Below are 13,309 nucleotides of genomic sequence, written 5' to 3'. Positions count from 1 at the left end.
TCACTCATAGACGAACCTGTCCTTCAAATACACGCACGGCTGGGCCGGTCATCAGCACCGGCTTGCCCGGGCCTTCCCATTCGATGGACAGGCGCCCACCGGGAAGGTCGATCAGTAACGGTGAATCCATCCAGCCCTGGCTGATTGCGGCCACGGCGGCGGCGCAGGCGCCGGTACCGCAGGCCTGGGTTTCCCCGGCGCCACGTTCCCAGACGCGCAGTTGGGCGCGATGGCGGTCGATGACCTGGATGAAGCCGACATTGACCCGCTGCGGGAAGCGCGGGTGGTGCTCGATTTTCGGCCCCAGGTCGTGAACCGGCGCGCTGTTGATGTCGCTGACCCGTAGTACGGCGTGGGGGTTACCCATCGACACGGCAGCCAGTTCAACCTGTTGCCCGGCCACCTCCAGCGGGTAGCTCAAGGCCTGCGCCGGTGCATCGAACGGAATCTCGGCGGGTGCCAGACGAGGCGGGCCCATGTCGACGCAGATCTGCCCGTCGTTGCGTACATCCAGTTCGATGATGCCGCCTTTGGTTTCAACGCGGATGCGTTTCTTCGCGGTCAGACGCTTGTCCAGCACGAAGCGCGCGAAGCAGCGCGCGCCGTTGCCGCACTGCTCCACTTCCGAGCCGTCGGAGTTGAAAATCCGGTAGCGAAAGTCCACCTCCGGATTGCTCGGTGCTTCGACGATCAGCAACTGGTCGAAGCCGATACCGGTGTGACGATCACCCCATTGTTTGGCGTGCTTGGGCAGGATGTGCGCATGCTGGCTGACCAGGTCGAGGACCATGAAGTCATTGCCCAGCCCATGCATTTTGGTAAAACGCAGCAGCATGGGTTTACTCCGGCAGCAGGCTTTCGCCGGCAAACAACTCGGCTACGGTTTCCCGGCGACGTACTTCGAACGCCTGGTCGCCATCGACCAGCACTTCGGCGCAACGGCCACGGGTGTTGTAGTTCGAGCTCATGACAAAACCATAGGCGCCCGCCGAGTGCACCGCCAGCAGATCGCCTTCGGCCAGGTTGAGCGTGCGCTCCTTGGCGAGGAAATCTCCGGTTTCGCAGATCGGCCCGACCACGTCATAGTTGCGACCTTCGCCCGCGCGAGGCTGCACGGCGGTGACGTTCATCCAGGCCTGGTACAGGGCCGGACGGATCAGGTCGTTCATGGCCGCATCGACAATGGCGAAGTCTTTGTGTTCGGTGTGCTTGAGGTATTCGACGCGGGTCAGCAGGACGCCAGCGTTGGCCACGATGTAACGGCCAGGCTCGAACACCAGGGCCAGGTCACGCTCGCCGACGCGCTCGCGAATGGCCTTGATGTAGTCGCCGGCCAGCGGCGGCTCTTCGTCGCGGTAACGCACGCCAACACCGCCGCCCAGGTCGAGGTGGCGCAGGAGGATGCCGCAGTCGCCGAGGCGGTCGATCAGCGCCAGCAGGCGGTCGAGGGCATCGAGGAAGGGTTCCAGGGTGGTGAGCTGCGAACCGATGTGGCAGTCGACACCGATCACTTCCAGGTTAGGCAACTGCGCGGCGCGGATGTACACCTCTTCGGCATCGGCGATGGCGATACCGAACTTGTTTTCTTTAAGGCCGGTGGAAATGTACGGGTGGGTGCCGGCGTCGACGTCCGGGTTGACCCGCAGCGAGACAGGCGCACGCAGGCCCATTTCGGCGGCAACCACTTGCAGGCGCTCCAGCTCGTCGGTGGACTCGACGTTGAAGCAGTGCACGCCGACTTCCAGGGCGCGGCGCATGTCTTCGCGGGTTTTACCCACACCGGAGAACACCACGCGGTCGGCACGGCCGCCAGCGGCCAGGACACGCTCCAGCTCACCGCCGGAAACGATATCGAAACCTGCGCCCAGGCGCGCCAGCAGGTTCAGCACACCCAGGTTGGAGTTGGCTTTGACAGCAAAGCACACCAGGTGCGAAACGCCCTGCAGGGCGTCGGCATAGCTACGGTACTGGGCCTCGATGTGGGCGCGCGAGTAGACGTAGGTTGGTGTACCGAAACGTTCGGCGATGGCCGACAGGGCCACGCCTTCCGCGAACAGTTGATCGTCGCGGTAGTTGAAAGCGTCCATGGTTTACCCTTACTGATGCTTGTGCGATTGCGACTTTTGACCGTCTTTACTGTCGTCTGGCAGGTACAGCGGGCCCTTCTGGCCGCAGGCGGACACAAGCAAGGCAATCGCGACGAGCGCCGCGAGGGAGGAGATCAGGCGCTTCATGGCGTAATCCTTTGAAATAAGCAGTATTGCGCCCGAGTATACCGAGCACCCGCCGCCTTGCCTATGCAGGCAGCTCGCCGTCGGGCGGGGGGGGAGCTGCGCCAGTGGACGCAGGTCGTTATCCTTTGCATTCGGCGCGCGGCACTCGTATCTTGCCCGGCTTGCGTGTGTGCAGACATTTTTGAGGTTCTTGCAATGAGTTTGACCGAAGCGCGTTTTCACGACCTGGTCGACGCGACCCAACAGGCACTGGAAGACCTGTTCGATGAGACGGACCTGGATCTGGACATGGAGAACTCGGCGGGGATTCTGACCATCAAGTTCGAAGACGGCGCCCAGTTGATCTTCAGCCGCCAGGAACCACTGCGCCAGCTGTGGTTGGCCGACAAGTCCGGTGGTTTCCACTTCGACTACGACGAAGCCAGCGGCAAGTGGGTCTGCGAGAAAAGCGAAGAGCTGCTCGGCGAGATGCTGGAGCGGATTGTCTGGGAACGCGTCGGCGAAAAGCTGGACTTCGACGAGATTTGAGATGAGCACTGCAGCCAAACCGGCCAAGCCGCTCTACAGCAACGTCAGCCCGGCGGTGCCGTCGCCCTGCATCAGCACCTGCCGACTGGACGAGCACAAGGTGTGCATCGGCTGTTTTCGCCATGTCGAAGACATTCGCCAGTGGCGCTCGGCCGATGATCAGCAGCGTCGGCAGATCTGTCAGCAGGCTCAGGTTCGCCGGCAGTTGGCAGGGGCGAGCTAAACCCTATAGCTATTGTGTATTTACTTGGCTGTGGTAGTGTCGGACTTAGTTCGGCTGTGCCGAGTTCTTGCAAACCCCGCCCTTGGGCGGGGTTTTGCTTTATGCCGCTCAGAAAAAGGAGCCTGATTGGATCATGAGCACCACGCCTTCCATTATCGTCACCCGATTGGACGTTCAGCGTCTCGAGCGTCTGATCGACAGCCTCGATGAAAAGACGCAGGACTCGCCGGGTGTGCTCGCCCTGCAGGATGAGCTGGACCGGGCCGAGCTGGTCAGTCACGAGGAAGTGCCGGCCGGTGTCGTGACCATGAACTCCCGGGTTCATTGCCGCGAAGAAGCCAGCGGCAAGGACTACCACCTGACCCTGGTCTACCCCAAGGATGCCAACGCAGACGAAGGCAAGATCTCCATCCTGGCGCCGATCGGCAGCGCGCTGCTGGGCCTGTCGGTGGGTGAACAGATCGACTGGCCAGCGCCAGGCGGCAAGACCCTCAAGCTCAAGCTGCTGGAAGTCGAGTACCAGCCAGAAGCGGCTGGCGACTTCGACCTCTGATGCCTCGCGGTCGCCTGTCTGTGGATAGGCGACCGATCACGGCATGATTACCTGACGCTCAACGCCCGCAGTGTGCTGGCGTGGACACAGTTCTCGACGATGCGGCTGCGCAGCGACCAATCGGTGTTGATGATGCGGAAGTTCTGGATGTAGCTGTCCAGGTCTTTGGAGTCGAACCACTCGTCGATCTTGTCGCTGAAATCGTCCGGAGTGAACAGCACCTTGTTGTACTTGGCGCACTGGATCGACGTCAGCCAGTCGCTTGATGCCCGGCTTGCTGCCGCTTCGTCCATGAAGGCCTTCAGCTCTTCTGTGCTGGGCGTATTCTCACCCATCCATACCTGCTTAACGCCGGGCCAGTATTCGGGCCTGCTCGGGCCGTTGTACGCCACAACCACGGTCTTGCCCGGGTGATCACGCCACAGCTCATTCAGGGTCAAGTGGCTCAGCGACCAGGGAATCAAGCGTTGTTCCAGGCGCGGCTGCAACGCTTGCTGTAGCCACAGGTGCTCTTGAGGCGTGAACCGGTCGAACTGATGGAAATCGAGGATGATGATTTCCTTGGCATTGGCAGGCTGCTGATAGAACTGCTCCAACTGGCTGATCACATCGCCGTACAGGGTTCGTCCCGACGAAGTAAGGTGGAACAGTTGGTAACGGTAAGGCGAGTCCGGGGTGTATTCACGATAGGCCCGAACTCTGAGATCCAGCACGCGAATGCCCCCGCGGATCTGTTCGATGCACGACACATCTTGGGTGATCTCTTGAGGGACGCACAGATTGTCTATCTGCTTGTCCATCCCGGAGTCATGACTGCCAGGCAGGATCAGTTGATCGATGCGTAAGCTGCCAAGCTCCGGGGTGTTACCCATCCAATTTTCTTTGTTCATGTCACACCTCTTATTCTGAGAGGTGTGCAGCATTTGCCAGCCAGGGGGCTGACAGGCAGCGGGAAACGCACCGCAAGTCAATTCATTGCGGTGTGCTCGACGTTTCCTGTGCCGTCTGCAATTGCTTGAGTCCGTTGCTCAGCGCCTGTTCCAGCTCGCGTTTGTATCGCAGGTAGGTGATGGTCGAGTCTTGCTCATCTGCCAGCAGTTCGGAGAGGTCCAGGTCGGTGATGTAGCAAGGGTAGTGTTCGGCCTCGCGGCGCTGTTCGATGATCTCGCGGGCGACCACGGTGTACAGTTGATCGCCATGTTCGAGCTGGGAAAACTCGCGCTGGTTGCAGTACAGCGTGACCTGCACATCGTCATTGGCGCCTGCCTGCAAAATCGCCTGCACTTCGTAGTACGGCTTGTCGAGGGTCGTGAACTCGACCTGGCGGCTTTCCACCTGGCGGACCTTGCCAGGGCCTGATGGCAACAATTGGTAATAAAGAATATCCAGAGCGCCGCGGGCCTGCAGACGCTCCAACGGCAGGCGTGCTTCGCGGCGAAACACGATCGACTGCAAGAAGCGCTGCAGGGGCCGTAACAGGCTGCTTTCATCATGAAATGGCAGGCGTTGTTGCCACAGCGCGTTGTGCTCGTCCAGCACGTAAACATCGACCCAGCCGTCCTGTACCCGGTAGAACAACTGGATGCACTGCGCTTGGCCCAGGGGTAAGAGTTGGGCCAGGTCGAGCTCCTGCAGGGCGTTGGCATCCAGGTGCAGGGGGCTGTAGTTATTACGTTCCTTGCCCAGATAGCGCAGTAGCGCCTCCTGATCATCAAGGCTGACCAGATTCACTGCGTTGCCCTGCAGTTCCAGGACATGGGTGTATTGCTCGACCTGCAGCAGGTAACGGTGGTTGAGGTTCTGCGCTAACAGCGCCTGGGCAGTGCTGAAGACGTCTTCAACCCGCTGGGCAATGGCCTGGGCGCGATTGTGGCAGAAGCAGCGTACCTGCAAGCGTGGCAGGTGCTTGGTATGCCCCAGGCTGTTGAGGTAGTCACGCAGGCAGCGCAGCAGGGCATGCTCGCCGTCGTAGCGCTGCACCTGTACCTCGTTCCAACTGTTGAGGGTCACCTGATCCAGGGTTAGCACCAGGTTTTCACGCACCCCGGCATAGCTCAGCGAGTCGGTGCGTTCGGTGGTCATCAGGATGTTCAGGTCGCGATGGTGGCGCAGCGGATCGACCCCGACGTTGATCAGCAGCAGCACCTCGTCAGCCACGCTGGGCTGCAGCAGGCGTTGCTCGCAGACTTCCGCCAGGGGCAGGGCGACAGCCTGTTGCAGGCTACCGAGCAGGTTGAACAGCTCGTGCTCGCTCAAGTCGCTGCTGCCTGGGTGCAGGGCCAGGCGTGTGCTGCTGTCGATCACGCCATTGCGGTGAGCCCAGGCCAGCAGTTCAAGCAGCTCGCGGCAGCGCTTGATCGGCGCAAAATGTTCCCACTCATGAGCCCCCAGGTTGCCGTTGTACAGGCCCCAGTGCACGTGCCCGGGCTCTTTGCGGTTAGGCGACTGGACCAGCGTCAGGGTGTCTTCGCCCAGGTCCGGGGCGATCCCCGGGTTGATGAACTCAACCTTGCCGGCACGGCGCTCGAAGGCCGCGTACAGGCGCCGTCCGAGCACGCTGAGGTCGCGTTGATCGATGCAGCTGGCGACGTTTTGGTTACGGGCAAACTGGCACAGGAAGCGATAGCTGAAGTTGAGTTCGGCCACCAGTTCGCGGCGCTCGACGGCAACGTGGCGCACTTTCCACTGGTTACGGCTGTCGAGCAGGGTCAGCTGGCGTTCGTCCCAGCCCCATTCCTGGGTCAGGCGCTGGAGCAGGTCGCGCTGCCAGCTGGCACTGCGCTGGCGTCCGCTGCCGGTGAGTTTCTTGTTCACTTTCAGGTACAGGCTGCGGCGTACCAGTTCCAGGCGTTGTTGTTCGCCACGCCCTTGCAGGTACTGCTCAATACGCCGGTACACCATCATGTACGGATCAAGTTCGTCGAGATCGAGGCGATTGGCGAACACCGCCTGCTTGAACTGCAGGCTCAGGCACTGTACCTGCGGGTGTTCACTGGCGTAGGCCTCGGTCAGGAGCAGTTTGAGCACCGATTTGTAAGGCGACTCGATGCCTTTGAACAACTGCCACAGCCCTGCACCGACGTACTCACCCGCTGGTATGTGCGCCAAATGGCCCAGATCGAGGTTGTCCTCGGGGCGGACGAAACGCTTGGACAGCAGGGTTGCGATGTACGGGTGATAACGGGCTTCTTCATAGGTCGGCACCATCCACCACAGCGGTGTGCGCCCGGCGAGCCAGATGGCGGTGCGGTAGAACTCATCGAGCAGCAAGTAGTGCTGGGTGGTGCCGCAGTCATCGGAGCTCAGTTGGCTGTCGCGCTCACCCTTGGCAAAACTTTGCGGCTCGATCAGAAACAGATGGGCTTCGGCGCCCTGACTGGCGGCCCATGTTTCCAAGAGTTGGCATTTCTTGCGCAGCTCTGCCAGCTCGCTCTCGTTGAGCTCGGTGGCATGGCAGACCCAGACGTCCATATCGCTTTGTTCGGCCTGGGCCAGGGTGCCCAAGCTGCCCATCAGGAACAAGCCTTGAATAGCCTGGGGTGGATTGCCGTGGCGCGGCTTATAGGCGAATGAGCGCGTCAGGCGCTGGGCTTCGGCGAGTAGCTGGTTATCCGGTTCAAAATTCGCAACGCCTGCGGGCGTGGTTCCCGATACGTACCCGGGCAGTAGGGGGTGATTGACGTGCAAGAACAGCGGCAGCAGGGTCAGCACTTGCTGCTGACGGCTCGACAACCCTTCCATGGCGCGCGCCAAACGGCCCTGATTGAGCGTCAGAAAGCGCGTGCGCAGCTGGCTGAGCACTTTGCGGTCGATGCCCTGGTCAAGGTCGGGGCGGATTTCGTGGGGGTGGTTCATTGCGGGCTAAACCGGCCGTCAGGGAGCACGGGCAAGTTTAAGCGCTAATTGAAATTTGACGCCATTTTATTAACGCGTCGCGGGGCAAGCCCGCTCCCACCCGGTAGGAGCGGGCTTGCCCCGCGATTTACAGTGTTCTCAGGCCGGCTGAGTGACGTTCAAAATGGTCAACAGCTGCTGCGCATGCTCAGCCGCATCATGCCCCAGGCTGGTCAGGTAACCGCCATCAGGCTGGTCGGTCAGTTGTTTGTCGTACAGGCGCTGGGCGGCGTCGATAAGCGCTTTCGAAGCGGTGTTATGAACCTTGATACCTTCCTGGGTGCTATCCAGGTTGAACAGGGCAAGGACTTCCAGCTCGGCAATCAGATCGGGGGTAAACGACATAGAAACTCCGACTTCCAGACAAGGAGGGCAGCACCGTTGGCGGTGCCTGGTTTTGCAGTGTAGTCAGGGAAATCCTGCTTTGCTTCAGTCCTTTTCAGGTGGCAGCTCAGGCAGGGCGCGCAAGGCGGTCTCATACCACTGAGTGTCAAAAGCGCGGTCATCTTCAAGCATCGCATCGATCTCGTAGGCCAGCACGTGGGCCATGAGGTTGAGGATGTCTTCGCGCTCGTAACCGACGAGGGTGAGTTTGTTGAAGGTGGCTTTGGCCGCAGGCGGGTTATCGCTTTCGATCTGGTTTTCGATCGCTTCGATCAAGGTCGACTCGGCGAACTCTTCTTCGTCGTTGTCGATATCGGTTGGCTCGCTCATGGGCGAATCTCCTTTCAAGGGATGCTCAGTTTGCCACGAGCCAGACGCCAATGCCTTGCTATCGACAAACGCCATGATGCTGGTCAGTAACCGGGCATGGGGCTATAACAACTCGGCCAACCCCCTTTGCGGCCTGGAGGCTGTTTTCATGCTTAAGCTTCATGGATTTGCCGTCAGCAATTACTACAACATGGTCAAGCTGGCGCTGTTGGAAAAAGGCGTTGCGTTCGAAGAAGTGCTGTTTTTTGGCGGCCAGAGCCCGGAGGCGCTGAAGGTCAGTCCGCGCGGCAAGGTGCCCGTGCTGGAGACTGAGCATGGCTTTCTCAGCGAAACCAACCTGATCCTCGATTACATCGAACAGACCCAGCCCGGCGAGAAAGCCCTGCTGCCGGCTGATGCCTTTGCCCAGGCCAAGGTGCGCGAGCTGGTCAAGGAAATCGAGCTGTATATCGAACTGCCCGCCCGTGCCTGTTATCCCGAGGCCTTCTTTGGTGCCAAGGTTGACCCGGCGATCAAAGAAAAAGCCAAGGCAGAACTGCTGGCTGGGGTGCAGACCCTCAAGCGCAACGGCGCGTTCTCGCCTTACGTTGCCGGTAACCAGATGACCCTTGCCGATGTGATGTTCTGCTTCAGCCTGGATTTGGCCAGTGCAGTGGGCAAAGAGGTGTTCGACATGGACCTGTTGGCGGACTTCCCGCAGGCCAAGGCCCTGCTCAAACACTTCAAGCAGAACCCTAACGTGCAGAAAATCGCCGCAGACAAGGACGCGCAAATGCCGGCGTTCCTTGAGATGGTGCGTGGCGGCAAGCGCTAGCCTGCACACCAGCAGCAGGCTCGCGGCATTGCGCCGACGAGCCTGTTCAGTGACTCAGCGGCTGGCCAGCAGGGCCTGACCGCGAGCAACCGCAGCGCGCACCTGGGCCGGTGCGGTACCGCCGATGTGGTTACGGGCGTTGACCGAACCTTCCAGCGTCAGCACCGCGAACACGTCCTGCTCGATCTGGTCGCTGAACTGACGCAGTTCGTCCAGGCTCATTTCGGCCAGGTCTTTACCGCTGTCGACCCCGTACTTGACCGCGTGGCCGACGATTTCGTGGCAGTCACGGAATGGCAGGCCGCGGCGCACCAGGTAATCGGCCAGGTCAGTGGCGGTCGAGAAACCACGCAGGGCGGCTTCGCGCATGATTGCGTGGCGTGGCTTGATCGCCGGGATCATGTCGGCAAAGGCACGCAGCGAGTCGCGCAGGGTGTCGGCGGCGTCGAACAGCGGCTCTTTGTCTTCCTGGTTGTCCTTGTTGTAAGCCAGCGGCTGGCCTTTCATCAGGGTCAACAGGCCGGTGAGGGCACCGAATACGCGGCCGGTCTTGCCGCGAACCAGCTCCGGAACGTCCGGGTTCTTCTTCTGCGGCATGATCGAGCTGCCGGTGCAGAAGCGGTCGGGCAGGTCGATGAACTGGAACTGGGCGCTGGTCCACAGCACCAGCTCTTCGGAGAAGCGCGACAGGTGCATCATTGCCACGCTGGCCGCGGCGCAGAATTCAATGGCGAAGTCGCGGTCGGAAACGCCGTCCAGCGAGTTGCCGCCTACGGCTTCGAAGCCCAGCAGCTGGCAGGTCAGTTCGCGATCGATCGGGTAGGTGGTGCCCGCCAGCGCAGCGCTGCCCAGCGGCATGCGGTTGGTGCGCTTGCGGCAATCGACCAGACGCTCATAGTCACGGCTGAGCATTTCGAACCAGGCCAGCAGATGGTGGCCGAAGGTCACAGGCTGAGCGGTTTGCAGGTGGGTGAAGCCGGGCATGATGGTTTCGGCTTCGCGCTCGGCTTGTTCCAGCAGACCTTTTTGCAGGCGGGTGATTTCGGCCAGGATCAGGTCGATCTCGTCACGCAGCCACAAGCGGATGTCGGTAGCGACCTGGTCGTTACGGCTACGGCCGGTGTGCAGTTTTTTACCGGTGATGCCGATGCGGTCGGTCAGGCGTGCTTCGATGTTCATGTGCACGTCTTCAAGGTCGACGCGCCAGTCGAAGTTACCGGCTTCGATCTCGCCCTGGATGGTTTTCAGGCCATCGATGATGGTGTCGCGCTCGGCATCGGTCAGCACGCCGACCTTCGCCAGCATGGTGGCGTGGGCGATCGAACCCATGATGTCGTGGCGGTACAGGCGCTGGTCAAAATTGACGGAGGCGGTGAAACGGGCGACGAAGGCGTCGACGGGCTCACTGAAGCGGCCGCCCCAGGACTGATTGGTCTTGTCGGTGCTCATGGATTCACTCGTTGAAGGCGTGAACGGAAAAGTGGTGTCGATGATAACAGGGTTAGCGGCTGTGCCGCAGGACGGCGGTCGGTGCAAATGCGTGAATGTGTCGCAGCAAAGGTGCGCGACAGCACGCTTGCAACAGGATATTTATCGATTGAACGGCAGTGTTGCGCCAACCGTCTACAGTTGGACAGAGGATCGGCATGTTTCCAGCCGAACCAGTGAATCTTTAGCCTTCGTGCGAGTCTGAGCGTGGATCGCCGTGACGGTCGTACCTCACTTGTCTACGCTACCCTTGTGCGAGACTCACGCAGGAATCCAGCGCAATATGAATGTCCTGATCGTTGATGACGAACCCCAAGCCCGGGAACGCCTGAGCCGACTGCTAGGTGAACTGGGAGGCTATACAGTACTGGAGCCCAGTGCCAGCAATGGTGAAGAGGCTCTGGCCCTGATCGACAGCCTCAAACCCGAGGTGGTCTTGCTCGACATCCGCATGCCGGGTATGGATGGCTTGCAGGTCGCCGCGCGCCTCTGCGAGCGCGAAGCCCCGCCGGCAGTCGTGTTCTGTACCAGTGACGACGAGTTCACCGTACAGTCCTTTACCGACAGCACCTTGGGTTATGTGCTCAAGCCGGTGACCGCCGATGCCCTGCGCGAAGCGTTGCGCAAGGCCGAGCGGCCCAGCCGGGTCCAACTGGCGGCGCTGACCCGTCCGGCCGCCGAGAGCGGCAGTGGCCCGCGCAGCCATATCAGTGCGCGGACCCGCAAGGGCATCGAGCTGATCCCCCTGGACCAGGTGATCTATTTCATCGCCGACCACAAATACGTGACCTTGCGCCACGATTCTGGCGAAGTGCTCCTGGATGAGCCGCTCAAGGCCCTGGAAGACGAATTTGGCGAACGCTTCGTGCGTATTCACCGCAATGCACTGGTCGCGCGCAACCGTATCGAGCGTCTGCAGCGCACGCCGCTTGGGCACTTTCAACTGTTTCTCAAAGGCCTTAATGGCGACGCATTGATTGTCAGCCGTCGGCATGTGGCCGGTGTGCGCAACATGATGCGGCAGCTTTAGGCCGGGCCTGGAGAATTTTCCTACCAAGGATGGTCCATTCTCCCAGTGACATAGATCTGCAAGTGGGTCGGACTGAGCTGTTATCATCCGTTACATCTATCTTGTACGGATCGATCCATGTCCACTCGTGAAATCCGCATCGCCACACGCAAAAGTGCCCTTGCCCTGTGGCAGGCCGAATACGTCAAAGCCCGCCTGGAGCAGGCCCACCCAGGTTTGCTGGTCACGCTGGTGCCGATGGTCAGCCGGGGTGACAAGCTGCTCGACTCACCGTTGTCGAAAATCGGTGGCAAGGGCTTGTTCGTCAAGGAACTGGAAACCGCGCTCCTGGAAAACCAGGCCGATATCGCGGTGCACTCCATGAAAGACGTGCCCATGGACTTCCCGCAAGGCCTGGGCCTGTACTGCATCTGCGAGCGCGAAGACCCGCGTGACGCCTTTGTTTCCAACACCTTCAAGAGCCTTGATGAGCTGCCAGCTGGCAGTATCGTCGGTACCTCCAGCCTGCGCCGCCAGGCCCAGTTGCTGACCCGTCGCCCTGACCTTGAAATCCGTTTTCTGCGCGGCAACGTCAACACGCGCCTGGCCAAGCTCGATGCCGGTGAGTACGACGCAATCATCCTGGCCGCAGCCGGTTTGATCCGCCTGGGCTTTGAAGATCGCATCACCTCAGGTATCAGCATCGAAGACAGCCTGCCTGCGGGTGGCCAAGGTGCCGTGGGCATCGAATGCCGCAGTGCAGACAGCGAGATCCATGCCCTGCTGGCGCCACTGCACCATCAGGACACTGCTGACCGCGTGGTTGCTGAGCGAGCGCTCAACAAACACCTCAATGGCGGTTGCCAGGTGCCGATTGCCTGTTATGCCGTGCTTGAAGGCGATCAGCTGTGGCTGCGTGGCCTGGTCGGTGAGCCGAGTGGCGGCAAGCTGCTGTGCGCCCAAGCCCGGGCCCCGCGCCAGGATGCCGAAGCGCTGGGTGTGCAGGTTGCCGAAGACCTGCTCAAACAAGGCGCCGAAGAAATCCTCAAAGCCGTTTATGGCGAGGCCGGCCACCCGTGAGCAGCTGGCGTCTGCTCCTGACCCGGCCAGCGGAAGAATGCGCTGCGCTGGCGCAGGTGTTGGCCGAGCAAGGCATTGCCAGCAGCAGTCTGCCGCTGCTTGAAATCGAGGCGCTGAGCCTGGATCAAGCGCAGCTGGACGTGGCGCGTGGCGTGGATCGCTACGCCGCGATCATCGTGGTCAGCAAGCCGGCAGCCCGTCTTGGGCTGGCGGCGTTGTCCCGGTTCTGGCCGCAACTGCCCAAGCAGGCCTGGTTTACCGTGGGCGCTGCCTCTGCGCAGGTGCTCGAAGCCAGTGGCTGCCAGGTCAGCTACCCGGCTGCCGGAGACGACAGCGAAGCACTGCTGCAACTTCCAGCGTTGCACCAGGCAATGGCTGGCCCGGCACCACGGGTGCTGATCATGCGCGGCGAAGGCGGGCGCGAATTGCTTGCCGAGCGTCTCAGCGAGCAAGGTGCTAGTGTCGATTATCTGCAACTCTATCGCCGCCTGCTGCCGACTTACCCGCACGGTGTGCTGCCTGCCCGTGTAACTGCGGAACGCCTGAACGGCCTGGTGGTCAGCAGTGGGCAGGGTTTTGAACATTTGCGGCAGTTGGCCGGGAATGACTGGCCGCAGCTTGCACAGCTGACGCTGTTCGTTCCCAGCCCGCGCGTTGCCGCGCAAGCCCGGGATGCCGGGGCACAGAATGTAGTGGACTGTCGCGGCGCCAGTGCCGCGGCGTTGTTGGCAGCGCTGCAGCAAATGCCTGCACCTGCCCTCTGAAGCGCTAA

General features: G+C 61.1%; 15 protein-coding genes and 1 pseudogene. 8 read left to right on the top strand and 8 right to left on the bottom strand.

Features of this window, described 5'->3' with window-relative positions; all coding sequences use genetic code 11:
• Nucleotides 1–4: 4 nt before the first annotated feature.
• Genes dapF through lptM form a run of 3 tightly spaced genes read right to left on the bottom strand, consistent with a single transcriptional unit; the run spans nucleotide 5 to nucleotide 2,234 of the window.
• Nucleotides 5–835 (bottom strand): diaminopimelate epimerase, encoded by an 831-nt coding sequence (gene dapF / locus ACP6KB_RS26815; RefSeq protein WP_442110727.1) that lies wholly within the window; start codon nucleotides 833–835, stop codon nucleotides 5–7.
• Between the two features lie 4 nt (nucleotides 836–839).
• Nucleotides 840–2,087, bottom strand: coding sequence for a diaminopimelate decarboxylase (gene lysA, locus ACP6KB_RS26810; RefSeq protein WP_442110725.1), 1,248 nt, complete (start codon nucleotides 2,085–2,087; stop codon nucleotides 840–842).
• 9 nt (nucleotides 2,088–2,096) lie between these two features.
• A complete protein-coding gene (gene lptM / locus ACP6KB_RS26805; protein ID WP_442110723.1) occupies nucleotides 2,097–2,234 on the bottom strand; it encodes an LPS translocon maturation chaperone LptM in 138 nt (45 codons plus the stop codon).
• Between the two features lie 195 nt (nucleotides 2,235–2,429).
• Between lptM and cyaY the strand changes: the two genes are divergently transcribed.
• The 3 genes from cyaY to rnk all read left to right on the top strand — a co-directional run bounded on the left by cyaY (nucleotide 2,430) and on the right by rnk (nucleotide 3,538).
• Nucleotides 2,430–2,762 carry an iron donor protein CyaY gene (gene cyaY, locus ACP6KB_RS26800; protein ID WP_442110719.1) on the top strand — a complete coding sequence of 111 codons (333 nt, stop codon included), beginning with the start codon at nucleotides 2,430–2,432 and terminating at the stop codon, nucleotides 2,760–2,762.
• A 1-nt stretch (nucleotide 2,763) separates the two neighbouring features.
• On the top strand, nucleotides 2,764–2,985 hold the full coding sequence (locus tag ACP6KB_RS26795; protein ID WP_442110717.1) for a DUF1289 domain-containing protein: 222 nt from the start codon (nucleotides 2,764–2,766) through the stop codon (nucleotides 2,983–2,985).
• 133 nt (nucleotides 2,986–3,118) lie between these two features.
• On the top strand, nucleotides 3,119–3,538 hold the full coding sequence (rnk, locus tag ACP6KB_RS26790; RefSeq protein ID WP_442110715.1) for a nucleoside diphosphate kinase regulator: 420 nt from the start codon (nucleotides 3,119–3,121) through the stop codon (nucleotides 3,536–3,538).
• A 47-nt stretch (nucleotides 3,539–3,585) separates the two neighbouring features.
• Here rnk and ACP6KB_RS26785 read toward each other — a convergent pair whose 3' ends face one another.
• The 4 genes from ACP6KB_RS26785 to ACP6KB_RS26770 all read right to left on the bottom strand — a co-directional run bounded on the left by ACP6KB_RS26785 (nucleotide 3,586) and on the right by ACP6KB_RS26770 (nucleotide 8,146).
• Entirely contained in the window at nucleotides 3,586–4,428 is an 843-nt protein-coding gene (locus ACP6KB_RS26785; protein ID WP_442110713.1) for a hypothetical protein, read from the bottom strand.
• Nucleotides 4,429–4,510: 82 nt separating this feature from the next.
• Nucleotides 4,511–7,393 (bottom strand): class I adenylate cyclase, encoded by a 2,883-nt coding sequence (locus tag ACP6KB_RS26780; RefSeq protein ID WP_442110711.1) that lies wholly within the window; start codon nucleotides 7,391–7,393, stop codon nucleotides 4,511–4,513.
• Nucleotides 7,394–7,531: 138 nt separating this feature from the next.
• Nucleotides 7,532–7,777 carry a TIGR02647 family protein gene (locus ACP6KB_RS26775; RefSeq protein ID WP_442110709.1) on the bottom strand — a complete coding sequence of 82 codons (246 nt, stop codon included), beginning with the start codon at nucleotides 7,775–7,777 and terminating at the stop codon, nucleotides 7,532–7,534.
• A gap of 84 nt (nucleotides 7,778–7,861) precedes the next feature.
• Nucleotides 7,862–8,146, bottom strand: a complete 285-nt coding sequence (locus ACP6KB_RS26770) for a hypothetical protein (protein WP_442110707.1) — start codon at nucleotides 8,144–8,146, stop codon at nucleotides 7,862–7,864.
• Nucleotides 8,147–8,294: 148 nt separating this feature from the next.
• On the opposite strand from ACP6KB_RS26770, the gene ACP6KB_RS26765 reads away from it, so the two are divergent.
• Nucleotides 8,295–8,960 carry a glutathione S-transferase family protein gene (locus ACP6KB_RS26765; RefSeq protein WP_442110705.1) on the top strand — a complete coding sequence of 222 codons (666 nt, stop codon included), beginning with the start codon at nucleotides 8,295–8,297 and terminating at the stop codon, nucleotides 8,958–8,960.
• A 54-nt stretch (nucleotides 8,961–9,014) separates the two neighbouring features.
• On the opposite strand, the gene argH is transcribed toward ACP6KB_RS26765, so the two are convergent.
• Nucleotides 9,015–10,409 (bottom strand): argininosuccinate lyase, encoded by a 1,395-nt coding sequence (gene argH / locus ACP6KB_RS26760; RefSeq protein ID WP_442110703.1) that lies wholly within the window; start codon nucleotides 10,407–10,409, stop codon nucleotides 9,015–9,017.
• A gap of 219 nt (nucleotides 10,410–10,628) precedes the next feature.
• On the opposite strand from argH, the pseudogene ACP6KB_RS26755 reads away from it, so the two are divergent.
• The 4 genes and pseudogenes from ACP6KB_RS26755 to ACP6KB_RS26740 all read left to right on the top strand — a co-directional run.
• Nucleotides 10,629–10,735, top strand: a pseudogene (locus ACP6KB_RS26755) (sensor histidine kinase); the annotation flags it as partial.
• Nucleotides 10,732–11,478 carry a LytR/AlgR family response regulator transcription factor gene (locus ACP6KB_RS26750; RefSeq protein WP_442110701.1) on the top strand — a complete coding sequence of 249 codons (747 nt, stop codon included), beginning with the start codon at nucleotides 10,732–10,734 and terminating at the stop codon, nucleotides 11,476–11,478. The pseudogene ACP6KB_RS26755 and the gene ACP6KB_RS26750, both read left to right, overlap by 4 nt.
• Nucleotides 11,479–11,595: 117 nt before the next feature.
• Nucleotides 11,596–12,537: a hydroxymethylbilane synthase gene (gene hemC, locus ACP6KB_RS26745; RefSeq protein ID WP_442110699.1), complete on the top strand. Its 942-nt coding sequence runs from the start codon at nucleotides 11,596–11,598 to the stop codon at nucleotides 12,535–12,537.
• Nucleotides 12,534–13,301 (top strand): uroporphyrinogen-III synthase, encoded by a 768-nt coding sequence (locus tag ACP6KB_RS26740; protein ID WP_442110697.1) that lies wholly within the window; start codon nucleotides 12,534–12,536, stop codon nucleotides 13,299–13,301. The genes hemC and ACP6KB_RS26740 overlap by 4 nt, the downstream gene beginning before the upstream one ends.
• The last annotated feature ends 8 nt before the right edge of the window (nucleotides 13,302–13,309 follow it).

This window comes from Pseudomonas sp. NUPR-001 (genome assembly GCF_052147955.1).
In the GTDB taxonomy this organism is placed as follows: domain Bacteria; phylum Pseudomonadota; class Gammaproteobacteria; order Pseudomonadales; family Pseudomonadaceae; genus Aquipseudomonas.
Note: the sequence above shows the minus strand (reverse complement) of the source record. Positions and strands in the feature narration are given on the sequence as shown.

Bases quoted from the DNA above. Each gene is read 5' to 3' on its own strand.
- lptM (WP_442110723.1), bottom strand. From the start codon at position 2,234: ATGAAGCGCCTGATCTCCTCCCTCGCGGCGCTCGTCGCGATTGCCTTG.
- rnk (WP_442110715.1), top strand. From the start codon at position 3,119: ATGAGCACCACGCCTTCCATTATCGTCACCCGATTGGACGTTCAGCGT.
- lysA (WP_442110725.1), bottom strand. From the start codon at position 2,087: ATGGACGCTTTCAACTACCGCGACGATCAACTGTTCGCGGAAGGCGTG.
- ACP6KB_RS26765 (WP_442110705.1), top strand. From the start codon at position 8,295: ATGCTTAAGCTTCATGGATTTGCCGTCAGCAATTACTACAACATGGTC.
- ACP6KB_RS26780 (WP_442110711.1), bottom strand. From the start codon at position 7,393: ATGAACCACCCCCACGAAATCCGCCCCGACCTTGACCAGGGCATCGAC.
- ACP6KB_RS26750 (WP_442110701.1), top strand. From the start codon at position 10,732: ATGAATGTCCTGATCGTTGATGACGAACCCCAAGCCCGGGAACGCCTG.
- dapF (WP_442110727.1), bottom strand. From the start codon at position 835: ATGCTGCTGCGTTTTACCAAAATGCATGGGCTGGGCAATGACTTCATG.
- hemC (WP_442110699.1), top strand. From the start codon at position 11,596: ATGTCCACTCGTGAAATCCGCATCGCCACACGCAAAAGTGCCCTTGCC.
- cyaY (WP_442110719.1), top strand. From the start codon at position 2,430: ATGAGTTTGACCGAAGCGCGTTTTCACGACCTGGTCGACGCGACCCAA.
- ACP6KB_RS26785 (WP_442110713.1), bottom strand. From the start codon at position 4,428: ATGAACAAAGAAAATTGGATGGGTAACACCCCGGAGCTTGGCAGCTTA.
- ACP6KB_RS26795 (WP_442110717.1), top strand. From the start codon at position 2,764: ATGAGCACTGCAGCCAAACCGGCCAAGCCGCTCTACAGCAACGTCAGC.
- ACP6KB_RS26770 (WP_442110707.1), bottom strand. From the start codon at position 8,146: ATGAGCGAGCCAACCGATATCGACAACGACGAAGAAGAGTTCGCCGAG.
- ACP6KB_RS26775 (WP_442110709.1), bottom strand. From the start codon at position 7,777: ATGTCGTTTACCCCCGATCTGATTGCCGAGCTGGAAGTCCTTGCCCTG.
- argH (WP_442110703.1), bottom strand. From the start codon at position 10,409: ATGAGCACCGACAAGACCAATCAGTCCTGGGGCGGCCGCTTCAGTGAG.